Source organism: Pseudomonas sp. P129, assembly GCF_020312195.1.
Lineage (GTDB): Bacteria > Pseudomonadota > Gammaproteobacteria > Pseudomonadales > Pseudomonadaceae > Aquipseudomonas > Aquipseudomonas fragariae.
On sequence record NZ_JAGPYS010000006.1, the window covers coordinates 103,101 to 128,444 of the forward strand.

The following is a 25,344-nucleotide window of genomic DNA, read 5'->3' on the forward strand; positions in this document are numbered from 1 at the left end:
ATGTCGCTGTCCAGCGGGCTGATTGCGGCCGTTGCCCTTACCTATATGGCCATCATGTTCGCCATCGCCTTCTACGGCGACCGCTACAGCGCATCCCTGCGCCCGACCATGCGTGCCTGGGTCTACAGCCTGTCGCTGGCGGTGTACTGCACCAGCTGGACGTTTTTCGGCGCAGTGGGTCAGGCCGCCGAGCAATTATGGTCGTTTCTGCCGATTTATCTGGGGCCCATCGTGCTGATGGTGCTGGCACCCTGGGTGCTGCAGAAGATGGTGCTGATCAGCAAACAGGAAAACATCACTTCCATCGCCGACTTCATCGCGGCGCGCTATGGCAAATCTCAGCCCCTGGCGGTGATGGTGGCGCTGATCTGCCTGATCGGCATGCTGCCGTACATCGCGCTGCAGCTCAAAGGCATCGTGCTGGGGGTGAATATCCTGATCGGTGCCGTGGCCGATTCCACCGGCACCCGCGCTCAGGACACTGCGCTGGTGGTGTCGCTGATTCTCGCGCTGTTCACCATCGTCTTCGGCGCACGCAATCTGGATGTCACCGAACACCATCGCGGCATGGTGCTGGCCATTGCCTTCGAGGCGCTGGTCAAGCTGTTTGCGTTCATGGCAGTCGGCGTGTTCGTCACGTTCGGCCTGTATGACGGATTCGACGACCTGCTCAATCAGGCCAAACTCGCGCCACGCCTTGAGGAATACTGGAAAGACACGATCAACTGGCCGTCGATGTTCGTGCAGACCGGCGTGGCGATGATGGCGATTGTCTGCCTGCCCCGCCAGTTCCACGTGACGGTGGTCGAGAACATCGAGCCTCAGGACCTGAATCTCGCCAAATGGGTGTTCCCGGCCTATCTGGCGCTGGCCGCGCTGTTCGTGGTGCCGATTGCACTGGCCGGACAAATGCTCCTGCCCGGCTCCATGCTGCCCGACTCGTTCGTGATCAGCCTGCCGCTGGCGCACGCTCACCCGTCACTCGCGTTGCTGGCCTTCATCGGCGGAGCATCGGCGGCAACCGGCATGGTGATCGTCGCCTGCGTGGCGCTGTCGACGATGATTTCCAACGACATGCTGCTGCCGTGGCTGTTAAGACGCAAAAACACCGAGCGGCCGTTCGAAGCGTTTCGTCACTGGATGCTTTCTGTCAGACGCATCAGCATCGTAATGATTCTCCTGCTGGCCTATGTCAGCTACCGGATGCTCGGGTCGACGGCGAGTCTGGCGACCATCGGCCAGATCGCGTTTGCCGCGATCACCCAGCTGGCTCCCGCCATGTTCGGTGCGCTGTACTGGAAGCAGGCCAATCGGCGTGGCGTCTTCGCAGGGCTGGCGGCCGGTATCTTCATCTGGTTCTACACCCTCGTGCTGCCAGTGGCGGCGCATGGCATGGGCTGGTCGCTGAGCACTTTCCCGCTGCTTTCCTGGCTGCACAGCAACCCGTTCGACCTGCCTATCTCGCCGATGACCCAGGGGGTCGTGTTGTCGATGGCCGGCAACTGCACGCTGTTCGCCTGGGTGTCGATGTTGTCGCGCACGCGAGTGGCCGAGCATTGGCAGGCGGGGCGTTTCATCGGTCAGGAAACCCAGGGGCGCGACTTCAGCCGCCCGCTGCTTGCGGTGCAGATCGAGGACCTGCTCAGCCTGTCGGCACGCTTCGTCGGTGAAGACCGCGCGCGGCAGAGTTTCATCCGTTTCGCCCAAAGGCAGGGCAAGGGTTTCAACCCCAGCCTGAATGCCGACGGTGAGTGGATCGCGCATACCGAGCGACTGCTGGCCGGCGTGCTCGGCACCTCCTCGACCCGCGCGGTGGTCAAGGCCGCTATCGAAGGTCGCGACATGCAGCTGGAAGACGTCGTACGCATCGCCGACGAAGCCTCCGAAGTCCTGCAGTTCAACCGCGCGCTGCTGCAGGGCGCCATCGAAAACATTACCCAGGGCATCAGCGTGGTTGACCAGTCCCTGCGGCTGGTGGCCTGGAATCGTCGCTACCTTGAGCTGTTCAATTACCCCGAAGGCCTGATCGGCGTTGGCCGGCCGATTGCCGACATCATCCGCTACAACGCCGAACGCGGGCTCTGCGGACCGGGCGAGGCAGAAGTTCACGTTGCGCGCCGTCTGCACTGGATGCGCCAGGGCCGCGCTCATACCTCGGAGCGGTTGTTTCCCAATGGCCAGGTGATCGAACTGATTGGCAACCCGATGCCGGGCGGCGGGTTCGTCATGAGTTTCACCGACATCACCGAGTTCCGCGCTGCCGAACACGCCCTCAAAGGCGTCAATGAAAGCCTTGAGCAGCGGGTAGCCGCACGTACCCACGAATTGTCCCAGCTCAACCAGGCGCTGACCGAAGCCAAGGGTACCGCTGAAGCTGCCAACGAATCGAAAACCCGCTTCCTGGCCGCGGTGAGTCATGACCTGATGCAGCCGTTGAACGCTGCACGGCTGTTCTCCGCTGCGCTGTCACATCAGCAGGAAGGGATTTCCAGCGACGCTCAGCAACTGGTTCGGCACCTGGACAGCTCGCTGCGCTCTGCCGAAGACCTGATCAGCGACCTGCTGGATATTTCCCGCATCGAAAACGGCAAGATCACCCCGGACCGCCAGCCGTTTCCGCTCAGCGCGCTGTTTGACACCCTCGGTGCCGAATTCAAGGCGCTGGCTCAGGAGCAGGGCCTGAGTTTTCGTGTGAGGGGCAGTTCACTGCGCGTCGACAGCGATATCAAGCTGTTGCGCCGGGTGCTGCAGAACTTTTTGACCAACGCGTTCCGCTATGCCAAAGGCCCCATTCTGCTGGGTGTCAGGCGCTACGGTGAGAGCCTGAGTCTGGAAGTCTGGGACCGGGGGCCGGGCATTCCCGAGGACAAGCGCAAGGTGATCTTCGAAGAATTCAAACGCCTCGACAGCCACAAGACTCACGCGGCCAAGGGGCTGGGTCTGGGGTTGGCGATTGCCGATGGTTTGTGCCGCATTCTCGAGCATCCTTTGCAGGTGCGCTCATGGACCGGCAAAGGCAGCGTGTTCAGCGTCCGGGTACCGCTGGCCGCGCCCCAGGCGGCACTCCCCGCTACGCTGCCCGATGTCAGCCGCCCCGCGCTGAACGGCACACAGGTGCTGTGTGTCGACAACGAAGACAGCATCCTGATCGGTATGCACAGTCTGCTGTCACGCTGGGGCTGTCAGGTCTGGACCGCGCGCAATCGCCAGGAATGCGAAGCGCTGTTGAACAATGGCGTTCGACCGCAGATTGCCTTGGTGGATTACCACCTGGATGAAGGCGAAACCGGTACTGAACTCATGGTCTGGCTACGCACCCGACTGGGTCAACCGGTGCCGGGCGTGCTTATCAGTGCCGATGGGCGGGCAGAGTTGATCGCTCAGGTGCATGCGGCGGGACTCGATTATCTGCCCAAGCCGGTCAAGCCTGCAGTGCTGCGCGCGCTGTTGAGCCGGCATGTGAGTCTGGACGGGTAACGGAATGCCGGTTGTTCGCAGAGGCCACGAACAACCGGATCAGAGCGGAATAACAGGAAAGACTGTCGTTTAACCAAACAACCAGTAGCCCAGCAGCGTCAGTACCGCCACTGCCAGAACCGGGCGCAGTACGCGGTAAGCCTTGGGGTTGGCGCGCTTGAACTGCTTGACCTTGCCACTGAAGCCATCGCTGAAACGCTTGCTGAATGCATACGCCTGGTTGATTCCGCCGACGCGCTCGTCGTCAAGGTTCTGCGGAGCGGTGGCGCGGCCCAGAAACGCGCTGACGCTGCGGTTGATACGGGTCATGAAGCGGTTGGTCAGCGGACGCTCGATGTCACAGAACAGAATCACACGAGTCTGGTCGGTCTCGTTCTTGACCCAGTGAACGTAGGTCTCATCGAACATGACGTCCTGACCGTCACGCCAGGCGTACTCCTTGCCATCGACGAAGATCCGGCAGTCATCGGAGTTGGGCGTGGACAGGCCCAGGTGATAACGCAGCGAGCCGGCAAACGGATCGCGGTGCGGATTGAGGTGACTGCCACCCGGCAACAGCGCGAACATCGCGCCCTTGACGTTGGGAATACTGTTGACCAGTTCGACTGTTTTCGGGCACAGCGCCTCGGCAGACGGCAAGGTCTTGTCGTACCACTTCAGGTAAAAGCGCTTCCAGCCCTTCTTGAAGAACGAGCCGAAACCGGCGTCGTTGTTTTTCTCCGCCGCACGAATATAGCCTTCGTCGAACAGGTGCATGGCTTCGTCGCGAATGGTTTCCCAGTTGTCCTTGAGGACGTCCAGTTCAGGGAATTTGCTGCGGTCCAGATACGGCTCGGACGGCACGCGGGAAAACAGGTACATCAGTGCGTTGTACGGTGCGAACAATGCCGAATGGTTGACGAACTGCCGCAACAGAGGCAATCGGGCCCGACCGCGCAAATGAACGTACAGCGTGCTGCCCAGAAACAGCATCAGGATCGATGCCTTGGCAACAAATGAAAGGGTCATGAAGCTCTCCTTGAAGCGGGCAGATAACGCCAAACGTCACGCGGGCAGTGCTGATGCATGATTCTGAATAATGGCTGGAGCGCCGGGCGGACAGCGCTGATCGTCCGGCGAGTCGTAAGCTGGCCATCATAAACCCTTGCGTTGCCCGCATGAAGTGCGCACTTGCGAAGATGTGTTACTGGGAAAGCTCTTGATCGGTAAACAGATCGCTGAACAGCATGCTCGACAGGTAACGTTCGCCGGAGTCCGGCAGCACCACCACGATCGTCTTGCCCTGCATCTCCGGCTTTTCAGCCAGACGGACGGCCGCCGCCATTGCCGCGCCGCAGGAAATACCGCACAGAATGCCCTCCTCCTGCATCAGACGCCGCGCCATGGCCTTGGACTCTTCATCGGTGACACGCTCTACCCGGTCGACAATCGACAGGTCGAGGTTTTTCGGGATGAAGCCGGCGCCGATGCCCTGAATCTTGTGTGGGCTGGGGGTGATCTTTTCACCGGCCATCGCCTGGGTGATGATCGGCGAACCGTCCGGCTCGACCGCGACCGACAGGATCGGTTTGCCTTCGGTGTGCTTGATATACCGGGAGATACCGGTGATAGTCCCGCCAGTCCCTACGCCTGCCACCAGGACATCGATGGCACCGTCGGTGTCTGCCCAGATTTCCGGGCCAGTGGTTTTTTCATGGATGGCCGGGTTGGCCGGGTTTTCGAATTGCGCCGGCATGAAATATTTCCCGGGGTTGCCTGCCAGCAGTTCTTCGGCCTTGGCAATCGCGCCTTTCATGCCCTTGGCCGCTTCGGTCAGCACCAGCTCTGCGCCCAGTGCTTTGAGGACCTTGCGACGTTCTATGCTCATGGAAGCGGGCATGGTGAGCATCAGCTTGTAGCCACGGGCAGCGGCAACGAAGGCCAGACCGATGCCGGTGTTGCCAGAGGTCGGCTCGACGATGGTCATGCCCGGTTTGAGCCTGCCGCTGCTTTCGGCGTCCCAGATCATGTTGGCGCCGATACGGCACTTGACGGAATAGCCCGGATTACGCCCTTCGATCTTGGCCAGAATGGTGACACCGCGCGGCGCGATACGGTTGATCTGCACCAACGGCGTATTACCGATGGAATGGGCGTTATCAGCGTAGATACGGCTCATGAGGGTGTCCTTGTGCACATCGGTTAAAGATCCAAAGCCTATGCCGCCAACTCTGGGGCGTCCAGTCTGACCGAACGGATGACGACGCGAGCAGTCAATCCTTCATTGAAACAGGAGACTCATGTCATGAAACGTCGCTACAGCTGGCCGCTATGGACCCTGGCCGCTCTGGTAGTCCTGCTGATCGCTGTCAATATCGCCCTGCCATACCTGGTGCGTGACTATCTGAACGACAAACTGGCCGACATGGGTGACTACCGAGGCGAGATCACCGATGTGGACCTGGCACTGTGGCGAGGGGCGTACCGGATCAAGGGGCTGAAGATCGTCAAGACCGACGGCAAGGTCCCGGTGCCCTTCTTCGATGCACCGATGATCGAACTGGCAGTCAGCTGGCATTCACTCTGGTATGACCATGCGGTGGTCGCGAAAGCCCTGTTCACCGATCCGCAAATCAACTTCGTGGACGGCGGCAGCAAGCAGGACTCGCAGACCGGTCAAGGCACCGACTGGCGTACCCAGATGAACAAGTTGCTGCCTATCACCCTCAACGAATTGCGCATCGACGACGGGCGTATCACGTTCAATAACTTCAACTCCACGCCCAAGGTAAAAATCGAGGCGGATCAGGTCAATGCCAGCATCTATAACCTGACTAACGTGGTCGACGTGGAAGGCAATCGCGATGCCGAGTTCAAGGGCAAGGCGCGCCTGCTGGGCCACGCCGATCTGGAGAGCACAGCCAGATTCGACCCGTTCAGCAACTTTGAAGACTTCGACTTCAAACTGCGCGCCACCGGCATCCAGCTCAAGAAACTCAACGACTTCTCGTCGGCCTACGGCAAGTTCGATTTCAACGCCGGCGATGGCGACGTGGTGATTGAAGCGCAGGCCGACAAAGGCCAGCTCAAGGGCTACATAAAGCCGCTGTTGCGCAATGTGGACGTATTCAACTGGCAGCAGGATGTCGAAAACAAGGACAAGGGCTTTTTCCGTTCGATCTGGGAAGCGCTGGTCGGCACCAGCGAAACCGTATTGAAAAACCAGCGGGAAAACCAGTTCGCCACACGCGTCGACCTCAGCGGCAGTGTCCATCAGCAGGACATCAGCGGCTTCCAGGCGTTTCTGCAGATCCTGCGCAATGCTTTTGTGCAGGCATTCAATGCGCGCTATGAGAGCAGCAAGGGTTCCTAGCGTGTTTTTTGTCTGTGCCGTATACACCCCGCCCTTCGGCGGCCTGTGCCTGTTGCTGCAATGCATCCCAGCCCAGGCAAGCCAGCGCCAGAGTGCGTGGTGTAGGCTCGCGGGAGTTGCTGTAGCGGGTGATGCTGCGCGGGCTGACACCCAATGCTTTTGCGGCCTGAGCCAGGGGCAAACCCGTGCGGGCCCGCCACCCGATGAAAATACGCGTGTTTTCATCGGTGGCCGCTTGAGCCTGAGCGTCAAGGTACAAGGTATCGGCACCGATCTGGATATCCGGCTCTGGCCATTCAACCGTCCAGCCATCATCGCCCACCTGGGCCTGGGCAAAGGCATCGGCAGCGATCAAAGGCCGTAACCCAGGAAAAGTCTGCACATCCGCGCTCATGTCGAGCACGAATTGCTGATCGTCGATGAACGTCAAGGCCAGTCGATATCCAGACTGGGCATGAACCTCCTTGAGCCGTGGGCGTTTCATGGATGCCATCGTTTCCATTCCTCCATCAGTTCGTTACGGCGAATGCGTATCCATTCAAGAGCTTCCCTCAACACAACAGCCGGTGCAGTTCCGCGCATGGGCTCTACAAGCTCAAGGCAAATCAGCACGTCCAGCCCCCAGTCAGGTGAACATGCGGCGGCAGGTGGTCTTTTTCTCTCAGCTGAATCCTGTATTTATCCCTGAATCTGTATTTGGTCGACATGGCACGCATGGTATCGCCAAATTAGCCATACCAGAAGCAGCGTTACAATTTACACCCGGTCACAGCGTGACGCGCCATTCAAGAACTGAATGAGGCGTCTTCGTTCACAGCCATCGGGCCGCCACGTTATAGTCAGGGCATTGCTTGCCCCTCTTACGGCGTGCGTGCCGACCGGATATGCGCGCCCATGCGAAAAAGGATGGATCAATGAAGTTCGAAGGTACGCCGGCCTACGTTGCCACTGACGATCTCAAGCTGGCGGTCAACGCGGCCATCACGCTGGAGCGTCCATTGCTGGTCAAGGGCGAGCCCGGCACCGGCAAGACCATGCTCGCCGAGCAACTGGCCGAGTCCTTCGGCGCGAAACTGATTACCTGGCATATCAAGTCCACGACCAAGGCCCATCAGGGCCTGTACGAGTACGATGCGGTGAGTCGTCTGCGCGACTCGCAACTGGGCGTCGACAAGGTCCACGACGTACGCAATTACCTGAAAAAGGGCAAGCTCTGGGAAGCCTTCGAGTCCGAGGAGCGTGTGATTCTGCTGATCGACGAAATCGACAAGGCCGATATCGAGTTCCCCAACGACCTGTTGCAGGAACTCGACAAGATGGAGTTCTACGTTTACGAGATCGATGAAACCATCAAGGCCAAAAAGCGACCGATCATCATCATTACCTCCAACAACGAGAAAGAGCTGCCGGACGCCTTTCTGCGTCGCTGCTTCTTTCACTACATCGCCTTTCCGGATCGGGCCACGCTGCAACGCATCGTCGATGTGCATTACCCGGACATCAAGAAAGACCTGGTGAGCGAAGCGCTGGACGTATTCTTTGACGTGCGCAAGGTGCCGGGGCTGAAGAAGAAGCCCTCCACTTCCGAGCTGGTCGACTGGCTGAAGCTGCTGATGGCCGACAACATCGGTGAAGCCGTGCTGCGCGAACGCAATCCGACCAAGGCCATTCCGCCACTGGCCGGCGCGCTGGTCAAGAACGAGCAGGACGTACATCTGCTGGAACGTCTGGCGTTCATGAGCCGTCGCGGCAATCGCTGATCGTGTCTATCCAACCTGCCATGTAAAAGGGCGACAGCCATGCTGCTCAACCTGTTCAACGAAATGCGCGCGGCCAAAGTGCCGGTGTCTCTGCGTGAACTGCTGGACCTGATCAATGCGCTGAAACAGCGGGTCGTGTTCGCCGACATCGATGAGTTCTACTTCTTGGCGCGCACGATTCTGGTCAAGGACGAGCGCCATTTCGACAAGTTCGACCGCGCCTTCGGTGCGTATTTCAACGGCCTGGAAAACCTCGACGAGCATTTGCAGGCGCTGATCCCGGAAGACTGGCTGCGCAAAGAGTTCGAGCGCTCGCTGACGGACGAGGAACGCGCGCAGATCCAGTCGCTGGGCGGCCTCGACAAACTGATCGAGGAGTTCAAGAAACGTCTGGAAGAACAGAAGGAACGCCATGCCGGTGGCAACAAATGGATCGGCACCGGTGGCACCAGCCCGTTCGGTTCGGGTGGCGACAATCCGGAAGGCATCCGCGTCGGCGAGGCCGGCGAGCGCAAAGGCAAGGCCGTCAAAGTCTGGGACCAGCGCGAGTACAAGAATCTGGATGATCAGGTTGAGCTGGGGACGCGCAATATCAAGGTGGCCCTGCGTCGCCTGCGCAAGTTCGCTCGTCAGGGCGCTGCGGATGAACTGGACATCGACAGCACTATCGATCACACCGCACGCGATGCCGGCCTGCTGAACATTCAGATGCGTCCGGAGCGGCGCAACACCATCAAGTTATTACTGCTGTTCGACATCGGCGGCTCGATGGATTCGCACGTCAAGGTCTGTGAAGAACTGTTCTCCGCATGCAAGACCGAATTCAAGCATATGGAGTATTTCTACTTCCATAACTTCATCTATGAATCGGTGTGGAAGAACAACCTGCGCAGAAGCTCGGAGCGGACCGCTACCCAGGACCTGCTGCACAAGTATGGCGAGGACTACAAAGTGATTTTCATCGGCGACGCCTCGATGGCGCCCTATGAAATCACCCAGCCCGGCGGCAGCGTCGAACACTGGAATGAAGAGGCGGGCTATGTATGGATGCAGCGCCTCATGGCCAAATTCAAGAAGATCATCTGGATCAATCCCTACCCGAAAGATGCCTGGGACTACACCACCTCGACGCATATCGTGCGTGATTTGATTGAAGGTCAGATGTATCCGCTGACCCTCAGCGGTCTGGAAGAAGGCATGCGCTACCTGGCGAAATGAAATAAGGCTGCTGCCAATGCTGTATAAGCCGGTCATCGACCGACCGATACCACCCGACCAGCAGCATGATCATTTTGAACACCCAAACTACGCTGACAGTTCCACACAACCAATCAGACGCAAAAGTGCTGATTGAGTAGGTCGTTTTGCAGTTACTCCATCGTTTTGCCTGAGCAGCCGTCGCGACGTCGCGGGTTACTTATGAACGAAACGCTCGGGATCATGCAGCCTTACTTTTTCCCCTACATCGGTTACTTCCAGCTCATTGCGGCGGTCCAGCGCGGGCTGGTCTTTGACATCGTCAAATACAAACGCAAAAGCTGGATGAACCGCAATCGGGTACTGGGCAGCAAAGGCGACTGGCAATACATCAATGTTCCGGTCTGTGTCAGCGAGGGCGCACTGATCAAGGACGCGACCATCATCGACCTTGCCTGTGCCCACCGACGAATCAAGAATCAGCTTGAACACTATCGAAGCCAGGCGCCGTACTTCCGGGAAACCTTGCAGGTGGTCGAGCAGACATTCGGCACACCTGCCACCCACCTGTGTGAACTCAACACGCGCGCGCTGAAAGTGGTCTGCGAGTATTTAGGCATGAGTTTTAACTGGGAAAGCTGTGCGGCGATGAACCTGGATCTGCCGCCCATTGAACATGCAGGCCAATGGGCGCTGGAAATAAGCACCGTGCTGGGGGCGCGCCAGTACATCAACGCCACAGGTGGACGCGAAATTTTCATACCCGGCAAATGGCAGGAACGAGGCATAGAACTGAGGTTTCTCGAGCCCGCTTCATTCAGTTATTCCACGGGACCTCTGAATTTCGTCGAAAACCTTTCAATCATCGACGTGCTGATGTGGAACGCACCTGAAACGGTACTCGCCTATCTACATAATGAAACACGGGCAGTCATATGAGCTGCGCGCCGATGTTTCGCTATGCCCCGCCCCACAGTCAATTCCAGTCACGTTCCAGCTGCGGCTTGCGCCGTCCGCCGTTGAAAACCCAGCCAAGCAACAGCACGAAGCTCTCGATGACCAGCGCCAGCAGCAACGCACTGATGATGCCCCAGGCGATGACTTCGGGGGCCAGCAGAACTTGCCACGTATAACCATTGAAGGTTTCGCGACGGATATCCGGATCGGAAGAGGTTGCCACGAAGATGGCTTTGGAATACCACGGCCCCTGGAGCCCGAGCCACTGACGCTCAAGGATATGCGTGCGGTTCATCAGGGTATCGATGGTGTCCGCATCGCTGCGAAAAACCGGGTCCTCACTGCTGCGATAGTGCTGGATCAGCGCCTGGATATCGCCCTTGAAGAACTGCTGCGCAGTGGCGGTATAGCCCTTTACGGCTTGCTGCGCCTCGATCAGATGCGCTTCGACACGCTTGCTGTAGTCACTGATGAAACCGGGAATCTGGACCCCGAACAGCAGGCCCATGGTGAACAGGACCAATCGCAGATAACTTCGCAGCATCAATATCCCTCTTCTTTTTTATCCAGTAAGCCGATGTGCTGGTGTATTACGGCCTGGCAGTCTCGGTGACGGTGTCGACCGAGCCTTGCACCACGCACTCGCCCTTGCGCCACAGGCTCCACTGGCCCGGCTCATAGCGGTTCCAGTTTTCGTTCTCGGTCAAGGGCTCGGTCGCAATGACCGTGACCACGTCGTGCGGTGTGGTTTCAGCCTGAAAATCGACAATCACGTCGACATCTTTCAACCTCGCCGGACCGAACGGAGCACGGCGGGTGATCTGAACCAGTTTGGTACTGCAAAAGCAAAACAGCCAGTCACCGTCGCTCAACAGGCAGTTGAACACGCCTTTGCTGCGATATTCGGCACACGCCTGGATCAGCGTAGGCAGCAATTTCTCGACGTCGACGGGCTCGGGAAAGGCTTCGCGGACGCGATTGAGCAGGTCGCAGAATGCCGCTTCGCTGTCTGTATCGCCCACTGGCCGATAAAAAGTAACGCCCGGGGTGAAATCCGCCAGCTGACCGTTATGGGCGAAGCACCAGTTACGGCCCCAGAGCTCACGGACGAAAGGATGGGTATTGGACAGGCAGACCTTGCCGACGTTGGCCTGCCGAATATGGCCAATCACGACTTCGCTCTTGATGGGATAACGCTGCACCAGCTGTGCGACTTCCGATTCGCTGCTGGCTGCCGGGTCCTGAAACAGACGCAGGCCACGGCCCTCGTAGAAGGCAATGCCCCAGCCATCGCGATGCGGGCCGGTGCGGCCGCCACGCTGCATCAACCCGGTAAAGCTGAAGACTATGTCGGTCGGGACATTGGCGCTCATGCCCAGTAGTTCACACATGCTCAGGTTCTCGCTTCAAGACGTTTTGCAGCGGGTCATGCGCCGCAGTGAACGGCGCTTGCCAACGAAGCGGGATCTACAACCGCGGCTCGACCCGCGTGCCTCTGGCCGGAGGAATGGGCGCAGCGGATCTGCGGGCGTACGAGTCATCCTCGGCAAACGGCTCGTCAGCGGGGTCTGTTTCGACGGGTTGAGCAACCGGCTGCGGTTGACGTGCCTTGCGGCTGCGTTCGATCGGCCAGCGGATCAGCACGAACAGCAGGTACGCGGCGAAGGCGAACATGCCATACATGGCCAGGTCCGACACGGCGGTCCAGATATTGCTGCCGACCTTGAACATCAGGTCGAGCGCAGTGATCGCCACGGCTGGCGCCATCGCGTCCTTGGCAGGGTCGACCATGGTCGGCGTAAACAGCAGCACCGCGACCGCCACCAGCAACGGCTCCTTGAGGTACCGCCACATCCAGCGGGTCATCAGAAACCATACCAGCAGGCAACCCAACGCGGCGAAGGCGTAGACGCTCCAGGCGATCAGATAGTCGTTTTCGGTCATGACGTCCGTGGTAAGCCAGGTAAAGAGGCGCTTATGATAACGGCTTTTGCCTGACGCGGCTTGCCTCGCTTCAGTATTCGGTTCAGCGTGTACCGATATTTTCCTGATTGATGCCTTAACAGAGAGCCCAGCATGTCCTTCCCGAATGCAACCTCCAGCGCCCCGATCGCTCGCAAGGCCGACGGTCCCGACCCTTATGCCTGGCTGCAGAACCGCGACACCGACGAAGTGCTCGACTACCTCAAAGCCGAAAACGCCTGGCAGGAGCAGCAACTGGCAGAGCAGACCGGGTTGCGCGAAAGCCTGTTCGAAGAAATCAAGGGCCGCATCCTCGAAACCGACCTGTCGCTGCCCTCCCCCTGGGGCCCTTACCTTTATTACACCCGCACCACACAAGGCGATGAATACGCCCGGCACTACCGCTGCCCGCGCCCGGCCGACGACAGCAACACAGTGGACGAAAGCGCTGAGGAATTGTTGCTCGACCCTAACGAGATGGCCGATGGCGGCTTTTTCTCACTGGGTGCGTTCAGCATCAGTCCCGACCACCAGCGCCTGGCCTACAGCCTGGACACCAGTGGCGACGAGGTGTACGCGCTTTACGTCAAGGAGCTGAGCACCGGTCAGATCAGCAGCCTGCCCTTCGAAAACTGCGACGGCAGCATGACTTGGGCCAACGACAGCCAGACCCTGTTTTTCGGCGAGCTGGACGAAACCCATCGCCCGGGCAGGCTGCATCGCCATACCCTGGGCACGGCATCAGCCGAGCTGGTGTTCGACGAGCCGGACGGCCGCTTCTTCCTGCATTGTTTCCGCGGCAGCTCCGAGCGCCAACTGATCATTCTGCTCAACAGCAAAACCACCAGCGAAGCCTGGGTGCTGGACGCCGATCATCCGCAGCAGGCTTTCACCTGCCTCGCGCCGCGCAGCGAAGGCCACGAATACTACCCGGACCACGGGTTGCTCGATGGCGTCTGGACCTGGTTCATCCGCAGCAATCAGAGCGGCATCAACTTCGCGCTGTATCAGGCTGCGCAACAAGACAGTGGCGTACCGGTGCGCGAGGACTGGCAGACGCTGGTCGCGCACGACGACAAGGTCATGCTCGAAGGCGTCAGCCTCAACGCCAAAGGCATCAGCCTGAGCCTGCGCGAGGGCGGCCTGCCGATCATCGAAGTACGTCCGCAAGCGCTGCCGGCCTATCGCGTGCAGCTACCTGACGCCGCCTACAGTCTGTATGTGCAGGACACGCTGGAATTCGACAGCGACAAAATCCGCCTGCGCTACCAGTCGCTGAACCGTCCGGCCCAGGTCCGTCAACTGACCCTGGCCAGCGGCGAACAGGTAGTGCTCAAGGAAACCCCGGTACTGGGCACCTTCGACGCCGATGCCTACGTCAGCCAGCGTTTGTGGGCCACGGCCAGCGATGGCACCCAGGTGCCGATCAGCCTGGTGGTCAAGCGCGAACTGGCCGGACAGGCCACCCCGCTGTACCTGTACGGCTACGGCGCCTATGGCGAGAGCCTCGACCCGTGGTTTTCCCACGCGCGCCTGAGCCTGCTCGACCGTGGCGTGGCGTTCGCCATCGCCCATGTACGCGGCGGCGGCGAGCTGGGCGAGGCCTGGTATCGCAACGGCAAGCAGGAACACAAACAGAACACCTTCGGCGATTTCATTGCCTGCGCCGAACACCTTGTCGCCCAGGGCCTGACCAGCGCCGGACAACTGGTGATCAGCGGTGGCAGCGCCGGTGGTCTGCTGATCGGTGCGGTGCTCAACCAGCGCCCCGAGCTGTTCAAGGCAGCGATTGCCGAAGTGCCGTTCGTCGATGTACTGAACACCATGCTCGACCCGGACCTGCCGCTGACCGTCACCGAATACGACGAATGGGGCAACCCGCAGGAGCCGGAGGTCTACGCGCGCATCAAGGCCTACGCGCCCTACGAAAACGTCACGGCTCAGGCCTATCCGGCCATGCTGGTCATCGCCGGTTACAACGACAGCCGTGTGCAGTATTGGGAAGCCGCCAAATGGGTGGCTAAATTGCGCGCCACCAAGACCGACGATAATCCGTTGCTGCTCAAGACCGAACTGGGCGCCGGGCACGGTGGCATGAGCGGTCGCTATCAGGGCTTGCGTGACGTGGCGCTGGAGTACGCGTTTATCTTCAAGGTATTGCAGATCGCTGAATGAACTTGGTGTGAAACACCTGTCTTACTAGGATCGGGGGCAGCGGAGTTGCCCCTTTGTCAGGATTACAAGACCTAACATGTCAGAACCACTGTCCAACCTGAACAACGCCATACGCGACATGCTGCTCGATTGCGGCCTGTTCGACACCCTGCTGCCGGGCGATTTCTTTACCGTAGCCGGCTATTTCAGCATTACCGATATCGATAAAGGCGAGACCATCTTTGCCGAGGGCGACGCCGGAACCTTCATGTGCATCATCCATCAGGGCACCGTGTCTGTGCAGAAGCTTGCCGCAGACGGTCAACAGGTCGAGATCGCCGTTCTGCGCCACGGCCGCGCCTTCGGAGAAATGGCGGTGCTCGATGGCGAGCGCCGCTCGGCCAGTTGTATCGCAGCCACCAGTTGCCAGCTATTGAACCTGGGCCGTGATTCGCTGGACAAGATGCTCGAGGACGCACCGAAAATCGCCGCCAAGATCATTCGCGCCCTGGCCATCTCGTTGTCCAAGCGCCTGCGCATGGTCGATGGTCAATTACTCTCCCAGCAGGTGTGAGTTTGCCCATCTGGCGCTAAACTTGCCGACATTCCGCTATCAATGCGCACACGCACAGGTGACACCATGAGCACGGCCAATCCTCCTTCCCATACTGCCAAGCTGGACCGCATCCTGGCCGACGCCCAGCGCGATCGCGAGATGGGCTACCGCGACAAGGCGCTGCGCATGTACCCGCATGTTTGCGGCCGCTGCGCGCGCGAGTTCGCAGGCAAACGCCTCAGCGAACTGACCGTACACCACCGCGACCACAACCATGACAACAACCCGCAGGACGGCTCCAACTGGGAGCTGCTGTGCCTGTATTGCCACGACAACGAGCACTCGCGCTACACCGATCAGCAGTACTTCGCCGATGGCTCCCTGGGCAGTCCGAAAACCGCCAAGGCGACCCATAACCCGTTCGCTGCACTGGCCGGGCTGATGAAAAAGGACGAGTAACCTCGGCGCTTTCGACCAGCCACGCTCCCCTGCCCTACCCGCACTTCCCCTGGCCTGCGGCCACCCGACCGACCGGATATCTCGCCATGCCCACCCGAACCTCAAGACGAACCTTTGTGAAAGGGCTGGCCGCCAGTGGCCTGCTCGGCGGCCTCGGGCTATGGCGCAGCCCGGCGTGGGCGGTGGCCAACCCGGGGCAGCCCAACGGGTTGTCCGGCACCGAGTTCGATCTGTATATCGGCGAAACCCAGGTCAACATCACCGGCAACGCCAAGACCGCGCAGACCATCAACGGCGGCATTCCCGGCCCGCTGCTGCGCTGGCGCGAAGGCGACACCGTGACCCTGAGGGTCAAGAACCGGCTCGACGAAGCCACATCCATCCACTGGCACGGCATCATCCTGCCGGCCAACATGGACGGCGTGCCGGGATTGAGCTTTGACGGCATCGCGCCGGACGGCCTGTATGTCTACCGCTTCAAGGTCAGGCAGCACGGCACCTACTGGTATCACAGCCACTCCGGCTTCCAGGAACAGTCGGGGGTCTACGGGCCGCTGGTGATCGACGCGAAAGAGCCGGAGCCGTTCGAATACGACCGCGAACACGTGATCATGCTCAGCGACTGGACCGACGAAGAGCCGGTCCAGCTGATGAAAACCCTCAAGAAACAGTCCGATTACTACAACAATAACCAGCGCACCGTCGGCGACTTCATCAACGAAGTGGGTGAAAAAGGCTGGAGCGAGACCACCCGTGATCGCAGGATGTGGGCGCAGATGAGGATGGACCCGACCGATCTCGCGGATGTCAGCGGCGCAACCTACACCTACCTGATGAACGGTCAGGCGCCGAACATGAACTGGACCGGGCTGTTCAAGCCTGGCGAGCGGATCCGACTGCGGCTGATCAACGGCTCGGCAATGACGTACTTCGACGTGCGTATTCCGGGCCTGAAGATGACCGTGGTGGCCAGCGACGGCCTGCACGTCAAGCCGGTGACCGTCGATGAGTTGCGCATCGCAGTAGCGGAAACCTTCGACGTGATTGTCGAACCGGCGGAAGGTGCCTATACGCTGTTCGCCCAGTCGATGGACCGCACCGGTTATGCCCGTGGCACCCTGGCCAGCAGGCCCGGCCTGCAGGCTGCCGTTCCACCCCTCGATCCACGCCCGCTGTTGAGCATGGATGATATGGGCATGGCGGGCATGGAGCATGGCAGCATGAACCACGCCGCAGCCCCGGCAACGCACGACATGTCAGGCATGGACCACAGCAAGATGGGCCACGACGCGATGCCCGGAATGGACCACGCGCAGACGCCGGCCCAGAAAACGCCGACTCCGCAATCGCACCCCGAGAGCGAAAACAACAACCCGCTGGTCGACATGCAAGCCATGAGCACCTCGCCCAAGCTCGACGATCCGGGCATCGGCCTCAGGGACAATGGCCGCAGAGTCCTGACCTACGCTGACCTGCGCAGCACCTTCGAAGACCCGGACGGCCGTGAGCCCAGTCGCACGATAGAGCTGCACCTGACCGGGCACATGGAAAAATACGCCTGGTCATTCGACGGTGTGAAGTTCTCGGACGCCAAACCGCTGATGCTCAAATACGGTGAGCGGGTGCGTGTCGTGCTGGTCAACGACACGATGATGACCCACCCCATCCATCTGCATGGCATGTGGAGCGACCTCGAAGACGAGAATGGACAGTTCATGGTGCGCAAACACACCATCGACATGCCACCGGGATCACGCCGCAGCTATCGCGTGACCGCCGATGCGCTGGGCCGTTGGGCTTATCACTGTCACATGCTGTACCACATGGAAATGGGCATGTTCCGCGAAGTGCGGGTGGAAGAATGAGGACCTTGATGTTGAGCAGAACGCTGAATTCGCCCCGCCTGCCGATGCTGTTGCTGGCCGCCGGGCTGACCGCCACGCCGTGGGCCTCGACCTTGGCCGCCGGAATGGAGGGCATGGGCCACGACAGCCATGCGATGCATATGGACGCCGGCGACAGCGAGGACACGCCCTCGACACAGGCTGCGCCCAACCAGAGCCGAACCCCGATCCCGCCGATCACTGACGCGGACCGGGCTGCGGTGTACACCAGCCACGCGGGCCATCAGGTCCATGACAGCGCCATCAACAGTTACTTTCTGGCCGACAAGCTGGAATGGCAGGACGCCAACGACGGCAGCGCGCTGGCCTGGGACTTGTCCGGCTGGATTGGCGGTGATATCGACCGCCTGTTGCTGCGCTCCGAAGGTGAGCGAACCAACGGCAAGACCGAAGAAGCGGAAATCCAGGCGTTGTGGGGCCACTCGATCAGCCCTTGGTGGGACGTGGTCGCCGGAGCGCGTCAGGATTTCAAACCGGGCGCGCCGCAAACCTGGGCCGCCTTCGGCCTGCAAGGCCAAGCCATTTCGGACCTGGATATCGAGGCCACCGCGTTCATCGGTGAAGCCGGACAGACCGCCGCTCGCCTGGAGGCCGACTACGACCTCCAACTGACCAACAATCTGGTGCTGCAGCCCACCGCGGAGCTGAACTTCTACGGCAAGAACGACCCGCAACGCGGCAATGGTTCGGGCCTGTCGACCAGCGAGTTCGGCCTCAGACTGCGCTACGAGATCACCCCGCAATTCGCCCCTTATGTCGGGGTGAGCTGGGACCGCTCCTACGGCAAGACGGCCGATTACGCGCGCGAGGACGACGAAGACACCCAGGACGCGCGACTGGTGGTCGGCGTGCGCATGTGGTTCTGAACACAGTCAATGGTATTGCTCCGAGGCTGCCGTATAATCCCCGGTTTTCTTCAGAGCACCCTCCCCGTGGCCAACAAACGGTACGCCTGCATCGGTCTTTACAACCCCAAGTCCCCGGAAAACGTCGGCTCCGTCATGCGTGCGGCCGGCTGTTACGGCGTGGCGTCGGTGTTCTATACCGGTAAACGCTATGAACGCGCGCGGGACTTCATCACCGACACCAAGAAAATCCATCAGGACATCCCGCTGATCGGCATCGAAGACCTCAAAAGCATTCTGCCGCTGGGTTGCATTCCGGTGGCTGTCGAACTGGTCGACGGCGCCCGCGCATTGCCCGAATACACGCACCCTGATCGCGCGCTGTATATCTTCGGCCCGGAAGATGGCTCGCTGGATCAGGAGATTCGCGACTGGTGCGAAGACGTGGTCTATATCCCGACCGAGGGCTGCATGAATCTGGCGGCGACCGTCAACGTTGTTCTCTATGACCGCATGGCCAAAGGTATCAATACCCGTTCGGGTCCGCAGTTCGGTCGCGAGAAAATTGATCCGGCCAGCGACCGCTGACGGAAAAGCATTGAACCTGTGTCGCGCATGGGCAGTCAGTTTCTGTGAATCAAGCAACTGCTTCCAATTTGCCAACTCCGACCTACTACCTCATGGAGAGCCATCATGCGCGACACCCCGATCATCGAACGCATCGACACACCTGAACTGCTTCAACGCAAACCCGAGCAGAATGTCCAGGGCTGGGAGCGTATCGGCTCGCTGGCTGGCGGCGTACTGCTGATGGGTAAAGGCGTCCGTCGTGGCGGCTTTCTGGGCCTGATCCAACTGGCCATCGGCGGCGCGGCGCTGGCACGCGGCATCAGTGGTCACTGCTCGGCCAAGAGCCTGATGGAAAAAGGCCGCAGCGATCTGCAGAGCGCACGCTCGACCATCGAACGTGCCGGTGCGCAACTGAACACCCTCAAGGACGACGCTGAACATGCCGTGAAGACGGCGGCTGCCAAAGGCGTGGAAGCGCTGACCGAGCCAAAACCGGTCATTTAAGCGTTCAACCTGCGCGAAAAATCAGGTAATCCTCCCAGTCGTCTTCGGCCACATTGTTCTCGCTGAGCATGCGACCTGACTGGGAGATACGCTCGTGATGCACGGCCGTGCGATCACCACACACCAGATGGTGCCAGAGCGGCAGATCCTTGCCCTCGCTGACCAGGCGATAGCCACAGGTCGGTGGCAGCCATTTGAACTCATCTGCCTGACCGGGCGTTAACTGAATGCAATCGGGCACCGAGGCACGACGGTTTGCGTAATCGGAACACTGGCAGGTTTTCAGATCCAGCAGCTTGCAGGCAATTCGCGTGTAATAAACCGCGTTGTCTTCCTCATCCTCAAGCTTCTGCAGGCAGCACAGGCCACAGCCATCGCACAAAGACTCCCACTCCTGGGTATCGAGCTGGTCAAGGGTCTTGCGCATCCAGAAGGGTTCAACTTTAGCGGCCATGGTTCGGACAACGGTATCGATAATGAAAAGGCCGCCAGTCTAGAGGTACACGGGGTGCGGGCCAAGCACTTGCGACTGCCGGTAGCCGGGACTTGTCAGCGACAGGGCAAAACAGTAGCGTTAACGGGTTTTCAGTGCGTTCAAGCGATGCCTGCCGACCACGGCCCATCAAGCCACGCTCGTTTTCAACCTTCGCTATCAAGGACTCTCATGAGCACGAACCCTCGCATCGCCGATCACCCGATCGACCCGCAATTCACCGAACGCTGGTCGCCACGTGCCTTCAACGGCCAAAGCATCGACCAGGAAACCTTGCTGAGCTTTTTCGAAGCCGCACGCTGGGCGCCATCGGCGTATAACTCGCAGCCTTGGCGCTTTCTCTATGCACGTCGCGATACGCCGAACTGGGAGCGTTACCTGGGCTTGCTGAACGAGTTCAATCGCAGTTGGGCGCAACACGCAGCGGCCTTGGTGATCGTCATTTCCAAGACCACCTTCGTCGCCCCCGGCGCAAGCGAAGAGAGCCCGGCTCTATGGCACACCTTCGACACGGGTTCGGCATGGGGTTACCTGGCACTGCAGGCCAGCCTGAGCGGCTGGCACACCCACGGCATGGCCGGTTTCGATCAGGATCTGACCCGCAAGGAGTTGAATATTCCCGAGGGCTACGCAGTGCACGCGGCCGTCGCGATTGGCAAGCTGGGTGACAAATCGACCCTGCCGGACTACCTGCAAGGCCGCGAAGTGCCAAGCCCGCGCAAGCCGCTGGCAGAACTGGCCGCCGAAGGTGATTTTTCGCTGTAACCGACTGTTTGCGGTGATCGATACCAGCGAGCCGACGCCTGAAACGTCGGCTCGCTGGCAAGGGCGTCAGTAACCTCGCGAAAAATCGACCTCGCCGCGCAGCGTTTCTCCGGCCTGAAAAGCTCTGAGGTTATGCACGAAAAGCTCGGTCATGGCCACAGGTGAGGTAGGCGCCGAGCTGTGACCGGTCAACAGCAGACCGTAGGCAGTCCAGAACGGATGCCGCTGCGGCAAAGGCTCCTGACGGCAGACGTCAATCACCGCGCCAGCCAGATGCCCTTCCTTCAACGCCTCGACCAGATCTGCGTCGACGACCGCCACCCCGCGTCCGACGTTGATAAACAGCGCCGTGGGCTTGAAGCTGGCGAACAGCTTCGCGTTGTACAGGTCGTGCGTCTCGGGCGTGTTGGGCAGCAGGTTGATGACGTAATCCATCTCGCCGAGCAGACGCGTCATGTCTGACAGCGCCGTCACTTCGATGAACGGCTCCTGAGTGCGCGCACTGGAAGCCACACCGTACACCTGCACGCCGAACGGCAGGAGGAACTCGGCAACGCGCTGACCGATATCACCGGCACCGACGATCAATGCCTTGCGGCCCGACAGGCTCTGCCCGGTGCGGTTGTCCCACTTGCGCTCGACCTGGCTCATCAGGCGCGCCAGCACCTCGCGCTCATGGCCAAGCATGTAGGTCAAAACGAATTCGGCCATGACCTGACCGAAAATCCCGACTGCACGGGTCAGGCGATAGTCGCGCGACAGGCTGTCAGCCAGCAGCGGTGTGATGCCCGCCCAGGTGGATTGCAGCCATTGCGGCGTGTGCCCCTGCCGCAACAGGTTGGCCATCAGGTCCGGCTGCCCCAGCCAGACCGGGCAGTCGCTGGCCATGCGCGACAATTCGGCAGAATCGCCAGTGCTGAAAACTTCCAGATCAGGCGCAGCCTTGCGCAACAATTGGGTGTAAACGTGGTAATCGTGCTCGGCAATCAGAACGCGCATGTTTCAAAAACCTTAAAAACAGGACAGGCAACCCACGTCGATGTGGGCCGCTTTACAACGTGAGCAACGATTACATGGGATCGTTGCGGCGCAGCAGCTCTTCGGGCAGGTGCTCGATGTAATCGTCTTCAGCCGGCGGCATCTGCAAGTGATAGCCCTGGCTGTCGAGGTTCTCCAGCACCACATTGATATCTTCGCGCGACAGCGCCCGCTCGGGGCTCAGCACCAGATCGAACGCATGAACCGGCTTGCCGAAGGCCACCAGCAGCTCTGGCGGCACACGCTTGAGGACGTCGCTTTTCAAAACGTAAAGGTACATCTCGTTTCTTTTCGGGCTGCGATAAATCGAGCAGATGCGCTTCAAGACGGTTCTCCGGGGGTGGCCAGGCTGTCCAGCAGCGCCTGACCCATCAACTCGCGACGCCAGCCACGCAGCGAGTCGGGCAATTGGTAAGGACCGTCGGGGTAGCCGCTCTTGAGCAGGGCTTCGAGGGTCTTCTTGCGCAGCATCAGCTCCGGCGCCATGTCCAGTTGCTCGGCGTATTGCTGGCCGATTGCGCGCAGACGCTTGATCGACCCGGCCGCATCAATGGGCAGTGGCTCGGGCAACGCAGGTGGCCACTCTTCGGGAGGCAACACGCTCGCGGTCTTGATCAGCTCGAGCAGAAACTCGCCGTCATGACGGACCGTACGCGGGTGCATGTCCTCGATCCGCGCTAGCGCGCCGAGGTTGTCCGGCTGGGTCTTGGCCAATGGCCAGAGCGAGTGCTCACGCACGATACGGTTGCGCGGCAGATTACGGGCGCGCGCCTCACGCTCACGCCAGGCACACAACTCGCGCAGCACCGCCAGCTGGGCGCGGGACAGCTTCCAGGCCAGCTTGGCGTCGCGATACACCTCGTACGGGTCCACCTCACGGCGCAGGTTGGCGACCAGTTCGGCACCGTCATCCAGCAGCCAGGCATATTTGTCGTCGGACAAGCGCGGGCGCAGGATGGTGAATAGCTCGGCCAGGTGCACGGCGTCTTCGGCAGCGTAGCTGATCTGCGTTTCCGACAACGGGCGTTGCAGCCAGTCGGAACGGGTTTCGCCCTTGGGCAGGTCGATGTCGAGGACCTCCTGCACCAGGCGCGAGTAGCCCATGGAAAAACCGAGGTTCAGGTAGGCGGCTGCCAACTGGGTATCGAACAGCGGAACCGGCAGGCTGCCGGTCAGGCGCAGCAACACCTCGAGGTCTTCGCTGCACGCATGCACCACTTTGATGACGTCGGGGTTTTCGAGCAACGCAGACAGCGGCCGCCAGTCGTTGATCAGCAACGGATCAATCAGCCAGGCGCTCTGCCCGTCGCCGATCTGCAGCAGCGCGGCGATCGGATAAAAAGTGTCGACCCGCATGAACTCGGTGTCGAGCGCCACGAAAGGCAGTGACTGCCATTGTGCGCAATGCCGGGCGAGGCTGTCGTCGTCGCGAATCCAGTGAATATCGATGGCCACATGGCTCTCCCTTCAACAATGGCGCGCAGTATATATCGTCATGGGAGATTATCGCGCGTCTGTCGTCCGGGTCTGGCGCATCTTCATGCAAATGACGGACGGGAACAGCGACTGCCGGGCAAACGCGCTGCCGATGATCGTCCCCATAACGTGAGAGGACGATCAATACCCGGAACACCGTGCGCGTCGTTACTTGTCGGTGCCCGCCAACTCGCTGCGGCATCCGGCAAACATATCGAGACTGGGGTCATAGACCTTGGTGTCGACTTTCAGCAGGCCGAGCATGGAATGGAAAAGATTGTCCTGACTCAACGGTGCGTTACGCTGTTTGGCCAGGCACTCCGGCGTGACAGCAAAGGACTTCTGATAGGTATCGGACAACCAGATCATCATCGGCACATGCTTTTGCTGATCAGGCGCCAGCACATAAGGCGTGCCGTGCAGGAACAGGTTGTACTCGCCCAGCGACTCGCCATGGTCCGACAGGTAGACCATGGCGGTATCGAGCTTGTTTTGATTGGCGCGTAGAAGATCAATCAGTGTGGACAGTACATGGTCGGTGTAAAGCAACGTATTGTCGTACGCATTGACGATGCTGTCCCGACTGCAATTGTTCAGCGCATTGCTTTCACACACCGGGGTAAACTTTTCAAACTCTTTTGGGTAACGTTTGTAGTATTCAGGCCCGTGGCTGCCCATCTGGTGCAGAACAAGCACCGTATCCTTGTCGAGGCTGTCGATAAAGGTCTGCAGGTTTTGCAAGAGTATCTCGTCCCGGCATTCATGGTTGTTGCACAACAGCGGGTCCTTGAGATTGCTCACGTCCTGGAAGGTCACTCGATCACAGGTGCCTTTGCAGCCGGCCTGATTGTCACGCCATATCACGTCTATGCCCGCGCGTTTCAGTACATCCAGCAAGCCTTCCTGATTGCGCGCCTGGGTAGCGTTGTAATTCTTGCGCCCCATGTTGGAGAACATGCAGGGCACCGACACGGCGGTTTCGGTGCCGCAGGAATACACATCGGTAAACGCCACCAGCCCGCTTTCCTTGTTCAGGTTGGGTGTGGTGTTGCGGCCGTAACCAAGGATTCCGAAGTTCTCGGCCCGGGCACTTTCGCCGACCACCAGCACGGTCAACGATTTGCGAGCATGCGTGGCCCAATCAGCAGAACGTTTGGCGTCCTCGCCGATCTTGACGAACGGGCGCCTTGCAGAGAGCACCTGCTCACTCAGATAGCCCAGCGACGCACCAATGTAATTGCTTGGCACCACCATCAGGCGCAACTCATGGTGGTTGCGGAACAATGACGACAGCCCTTGGTAATTGGCCAGTGCAACGCCGCCGATTGCCACGCAGCACGCAACCGTCACCAGCAGTTTGCTGAACAGTTCAAGGTGCCAGCGACGGTAGCTGATCGGCAGTTTCCAGAGTATCAGCGAGGGTACTATGCCCAGCAGAAGGATATACAAGGCCAGTTTTAAAGACAGCAGCCCCTGCACTTCCGTAACGTTGGTTTCGGCGAAGTTTCGAAACATGCCGGCGTCGATCATGACCCCGTATTCGGTCATGAAATAAACCACCCCCGCGCTGATCATAAACAGACTGATCAACACCGGTTTAAACACACGACGGAATGCCAACAGCGTCAGCACGATATTGAACACGCAGAAAATCATCAAGCCAAACGCAAAGCGCATGGCCAACCCTTTACTATCGGCGCTGGTAATCGAGAAAAGATGCTGCCAGAGATTGATATTGAAACCCAGTAACAGAAACGCACTGGCAAGTAGGGTTACAACTTCTGGACGAACAGTTCTGGGTGTCGGCATCGTGGTCTGCTTATCGAATGAATATGCATCGGGCATTCAGGAGCCAGTGAACTCCCCGATGGCGCG

At 59.8% G+C, this 25,344-nt stretch carries 24 protein-coding genes and 1 pseudogene; 13 read left to right on the top strand and 12 right to left on the bottom strand.

The window, feature by feature from the left end:
- The gene (locus KBY02_RS15925; RefSeq protein WP_060406073.1) at positions 1-3,477 is read left to right on the top strand and encodes a PAS domain-containing hybrid sensor histidine kinase/response regulator; all 3,477 of its coding nucleotides are present in this window, start codon (positions 1-3) and stop codon (positions 3,475-3,477) included.
- 69 nt (positions 3,478-3,546) lie between these two features.
- Here KBY02_RS15925 and KBY02_RS15930 read toward each other — a convergent pair whose 3' ends face one another.
- Positions 3,547-4,485, bottom strand: a complete 939-nt coding sequence (locus tag KBY02_RS15930; protein WP_024659528.1) for an aspartyl/asparaginyl beta-hydroxylase domain-containing protein — start codon at positions 4,483-4,485, stop codon at positions 3,547-3,549.
- Positions 4,486-4,660: 175 nt separating this feature from the next.
- Positions 4,661-5,635 (bottom strand): cysteine synthase A, encoded by a 975-nt coding sequence (gene cysK / locus KBY02_RS15935; protein ID WP_003407253.1) that lies wholly within the window; start codon positions 5,633-5,635, stop codon positions 4,661-4,663.
- Positions 5,636-5,761: 126 nt separating this feature from the next.
- Here cysK and KBY02_RS15940 point away from each other — a divergent pair, with 126 nt between their 5' ends.
- Entirely contained in the window at positions 5,762-6,829 is a 1,068-nt protein-coding gene (locus KBY02_RS15940) for a DUF748 domain-containing protein (RefSeq protein WP_225650616.1), read from the top strand.
- Here the strand turns inward: KBY02_RS15940 and KBY02_RS15945 are convergent.
- Positions 6,795-7,313, bottom strand: a complete 519-nt coding sequence (locus KBY02_RS15945; RefSeq protein WP_177410912.1) for a DUF2442 domain-containing protein — start codon at positions 7,311-7,313, stop codon at positions 6,795-6,797. The genes KBY02_RS15940 and KBY02_RS15945 overlap by 35 nt on opposite strands.
- Positions 7,310-7,536, bottom strand: a pseudogene (locus KBY02_RS15950) (DUF4160 domain-containing protein). The gene KBY02_RS15945 and the pseudogene KBY02_RS15950 overlap by 4 nt, the downstream one beginning before the upstream one ends.
- A gap of 207 nt (positions 7,537-7,743) precedes the next feature.
- Here KBY02_RS15950 and KBY02_RS15955 point away from each other — a divergent pair.
- From KBY02_RS15955 to KBY02_RS15965, 3 genes are all read left to right on the top strand, one after another.
- On the top strand, positions 7,744-8,589 hold the full coding sequence (locus KBY02_RS15955; protein WP_225650617.1) for an AAA family ATPase: 846 nt from the start codon (positions 7,744-7,746) through the stop codon (positions 8,587-8,589).
- A 39-nt stretch (positions 8,590-8,628) separates the two neighbouring features.
- Positions 8,629-9,807, top strand: coding sequence for a vWA domain-containing protein (locus KBY02_RS15960; protein ID WP_111522023.1), 1,179 nt, complete (start codon positions 8,629-8,631; stop codon positions 9,805-9,807).
- A 201-nt stretch (positions 9,808-10,008) separates the two neighbouring features.
- Positions 10,009-10,725 carry a WbqC family protein gene (locus KBY02_RS15965; RefSeq protein WP_225650618.1) on the top strand — a complete coding sequence of 239 codons (717 nt, stop codon included), beginning with the start codon at positions 10,009-10,011 and terminating at the stop codon, positions 10,723-10,725.
- A gap of 37 nt (positions 10,726-10,762) precedes the next feature.
- On the opposite strand, the gene KBY02_RS15970 is transcribed toward KBY02_RS15965, so the two are convergent.
- The 3 genes from KBY02_RS15970 to KBY02_RS15980 form a co-directional block, all read right to left on the bottom strand.
- Complete coding sequence (locus KBY02_RS15970; RefSeq protein ID WP_024651796.1) at positions 10,763-11,287, bottom strand: DUF2937 family protein; 525 nt, start codon at positions 11,285-11,287, stop codon at positions 10,763-10,765.
- A gap of 46 nt (positions 11,288-11,333) precedes the next feature.
- Positions 11,334-12,134 (bottom strand): class II glutamine amidotransferase, encoded by an 801-nt coding sequence (locus tag KBY02_RS15975; RefSeq protein WP_024641148.1) that lies wholly within the window; start codon positions 12,132-12,134, stop codon positions 11,334-11,336.
- 76 nt (positions 12,135-12,210) lie between these two features.
- Positions 12,211-12,687, bottom strand: a complete 477-nt coding sequence (locus tag KBY02_RS15980; RefSeq protein WP_024641149.1) for a hypothetical protein — start codon at positions 12,685-12,687, stop codon at positions 12,211-12,213.
- 132 nt (positions 12,688-12,819) lie between these two features.
- Between KBY02_RS15980 and KBY02_RS15985 the strand changes: the two genes are divergently transcribed.
- The 7 genes from KBY02_RS15985 to KBY02_RS16015 all read left to right on the top strand — a co-directional run bounded on the left by KBY02_RS15985 (position 12,820) and on the right by KBY02_RS16015 (position 19,697).
- Positions 12,820-14,880 carry a S9 family peptidase gene (locus KBY02_RS15985; protein ID WP_024659523.1) on the top strand — a complete coding sequence of 687 codons (2,061 nt, stop codon included), beginning with the start codon at positions 12,820-12,822 and terminating at the stop codon, positions 14,878-14,880.
- A 76-nt stretch (positions 14,881-14,956) separates the two neighbouring features.
- Positions 14,957-15,433 (top strand): cyclic nucleotide-binding domain-containing protein, encoded by a 477-nt coding sequence (locus KBY02_RS15990; protein ID WP_003407239.1) that lies wholly within the window; start codon positions 14,957-14,959, stop codon positions 15,431-15,433.
- A 66-nt stretch (positions 15,434-15,499) separates the two neighbouring features.
- Positions 15,500-15,874: a YajD family HNH nuclease gene (locus KBY02_RS15995; RefSeq protein ID WP_003317410.1), complete on the top strand. Its 375-nt coding sequence runs from the start codon at positions 15,500-15,502 to the stop codon at positions 15,872-15,874.
- A gap of 86 nt (positions 15,875-15,960) precedes the next feature.
- A complete protein-coding gene (locus KBY02_RS16000; protein ID WP_032624625.1) occupies positions 15,961-17,739 on the top strand; it encodes a copper resistance system multicopper oxidase in 1,779 nt (592 codons plus the stop codon).
- Between the two features lie 8 nt (positions 17,740-17,747).
- Positions 17,748-18,644: a copper resistance protein B gene (locus tag KBY02_RS16005; protein WP_177410913.1), complete on the top strand. Its 897-nt coding sequence runs from the start codon at positions 17,748-17,750 to the stop codon at positions 18,642-18,644.
- Between the two features lie 66 nt (positions 18,645-18,710).
- Positions 18,711-19,211, top strand: a complete 501-nt coding sequence (locus KBY02_RS16010) for an RNA methyltransferase (protein WP_003317406.1) — start codon at positions 18,711-18,713, stop codon at positions 19,209-19,211.
- Between the two features lie 105 nt (positions 19,212-19,316).
- Positions 19,317-19,697, top strand: coding sequence for a DUF2892 domain-containing protein (locus KBY02_RS16015; protein WP_032656448.1), 381 nt, complete (start codon positions 19,317-19,319; stop codon positions 19,695-19,697).
- A 4-nt stretch (positions 19,698-19,701) separates the two neighbouring features.
- On the opposite strand, the gene KBY02_RS16020 is transcribed toward KBY02_RS16015, so the two are convergent.
- Positions 19,702-20,151 (bottom strand): YcgN family cysteine cluster protein, encoded by a 450-nt coding sequence (locus KBY02_RS16020; RefSeq protein ID WP_003407229.1) that lies wholly within the window; start codon positions 20,149-20,151, stop codon positions 19,702-19,704.
- A 210-nt stretch (positions 20,152-20,361) separates the two neighbouring features.
- Between KBY02_RS16020 and KBY02_RS16025 the strand changes: the two genes are divergently transcribed.
- Positions 20,362-20,955: a nitroreductase family protein gene (locus tag KBY02_RS16025; RefSeq protein WP_011267101.1), complete on the top strand. Its 594-nt coding sequence runs from the start codon at positions 20,362-20,364 to the stop codon at positions 20,953-20,955.
- Between the two features lie 66 nt (positions 20,956-21,021).
- On the opposite strand, the gene KBY02_RS16030 is transcribed toward KBY02_RS16025, so the two are convergent.
- From KBY02_RS16030 to KBY02_RS16045, 4 genes are all read right to left on the bottom strand, one after another.
- Entirely contained in the window at positions 21,022-21,954 is a 933-nt protein-coding gene (locus KBY02_RS16030; RefSeq protein ID WP_024659519.1) for a D-2-hydroxyacid dehydrogenase, read from the bottom strand.
- A 70-nt stretch (positions 21,955-22,024) separates the two neighbouring features.
- The gene (locus KBY02_RS16035; RefSeq protein WP_003407219.1) at positions 22,025-22,318 is read right to left on the bottom strand and encodes a YcgL domain-containing protein; all 294 of its coding nucleotides are present in this window, start codon (positions 22,316-22,318) and stop codon (positions 22,025-22,027) included.
- Positions 22,315-23,448: a ribonuclease D gene (gene rnd / locus KBY02_RS16040; RefSeq protein WP_010432132.1), complete on the bottom strand. Its 1,134-nt coding sequence runs from the start codon at positions 23,446-23,448 to the stop codon at positions 22,315-22,317. The genes KBY02_RS16035 and rnd overlap by 4 nt, the downstream gene beginning before the upstream one ends.
- 189 nt (positions 23,449-23,637) lie before the next feature.
- Positions 23,638-25,278, bottom strand: a complete 1,641-nt coding sequence (locus KBY02_RS16045) for a phosphoethanolamine transferase (protein ID WP_024659518.1) — start codon at positions 25,276-25,278, stop codon at positions 23,638-23,640.
- Positions 25,279-25,344: the final 66 nt, after the last annotated feature.

Bases quoted from the DNA above. Each gene is read 5' to 3' on its own strand.
- KBY02_RS15980 (WP_024641149.1), bottom strand. From the start codon at position 12,687: ATGACCGAAAACGACTATCTGATCGCCTGGAGCGTCTACGCCTTCGCC.
- KBY02_RS15990 (WP_003407239.1), top strand. From the start codon at position 14,957: ATGTCAGAACCACTGTCCAACCTGAACAACGCCATACGCGACATGCTG.
- KBY02_RS15965 (WP_225650618.1), top strand. From the start codon at position 10,009: ATGAACGAAACGCTCGGGATCATGCAGCCTTACTTTTTCCCCTACATC.
- KBY02_RS15985 (WP_024659523.1), top strand. From the start codon at position 12,820: ATGTCCTTCCCGAATGCAACCTCCAGCGCCCCGATCGCTCGCAAGGCC.
- KBY02_RS15960 (WP_111522023.1), top strand. From the start codon at position 8,629: ATGCTGCTCAACCTGTTCAACGAAATGCGCGCGGCCAAAGTGCCGGTG.
- KBY02_RS16020 (WP_003407229.1), bottom strand. From the start codon at position 20,151: ATGGCCGCTAAAGTTGAACCCTTCTGGATGCGCAAGACCCTTGACCAG.
- KBY02_RS16045 (WP_024659518.1), bottom strand. From the start codon at position 25,278: ATGCCGACACCCAGAACTGTTCGTCCAGAAGTTGTAACCCTACTTGCC.
- KBY02_RS15970 (WP_024651796.1), bottom strand. From the start codon at position 11,287: ATGCTGCGAAGTTATCTGCGATTGGTCCTGTTCACCATGGGCCTGCTG.
- KBY02_RS16025 (WP_011267101.1), top strand. From the start codon at position 20,362: ATGAGCACGAACCCTCGCATCGCCGATCACCCGATCGACCCGCAATTC.
- KBY02_RS15955 (WP_225650617.1), top strand. From the start codon at position 7,744: ATGAAGTTCGAAGGTACGCCGGCCTACGTTGCCACTGACGATCTCAAG.
- KBY02_RS16015 (WP_032656448.1), top strand. From the start codon at position 19,317: ATGCGCGACACCCCGATCATCGAACGCATCGACACACCTGAACTGCTT.
- KBY02_RS16000 (WP_032624625.1), top strand. From the start codon at position 15,961: ATGCCCACCCGAACCTCAAGACGAACCTTTGTGAAAGGGCTGGCCGCC.
- cysK (WP_003407253.1), bottom strand. From the start codon at position 5,635: ATGAGCCGTATCTACGCTGATAACGCCCATTCCATCGGTAATACGCCG.
- KBY02_RS15995 (WP_003317410.1), top strand. From the start codon at position 15,500: ATGAGCACGGCCAATCCTCCTTCCCATACTGCCAAGCTGGACCGCATC.
- KBY02_RS15940 (WP_225650616.1), top strand. From the start codon at position 5,762: ATGAAACGTCGCTACAGCTGGCCGCTATGGACCCTGGCCGCTCTGGTA.
- KBY02_RS16030 (WP_024659519.1), bottom strand. From the start codon at position 21,954: ATGCGCGTTCTGATTGCCGAGCACGATTACCACGTTTACACCCAATTG.
- KBY02_RS15925 (WP_060406073.1), top strand. From the start codon at position 1: ATGTCGCTGTCCAGCGGGCTGATTGCGGCCGTTGCCCTTACCTATATG.
- KBY02_RS15930 (WP_024659528.1), bottom strand. From the start codon at position 4,485: ATGACCCTTTCATTTGTTGCCAAGGCATCGATCCTGATGCTGTTTCTG.
- KBY02_RS15945 (WP_177410912.1), bottom strand. From the start codon at position 7,313: ATGAAACGCCCACGGCTCAAGGAGGTTCATGCCCAGTCTGGATATCGA.
- KBY02_RS16005 (WP_177410913.1), top strand. From the start codon at position 17,748: ATGTTGAGCAGAACGCTGAATTCGCCCCGCCTGCCGATGCTGTTGCTG.
- KBY02_RS15975 (WP_024641148.1), bottom strand. From the start codon at position 12,134: ATGTGTGAACTACTGGGCATGAGCGCCAATGTCCCGACCGACATAGTC.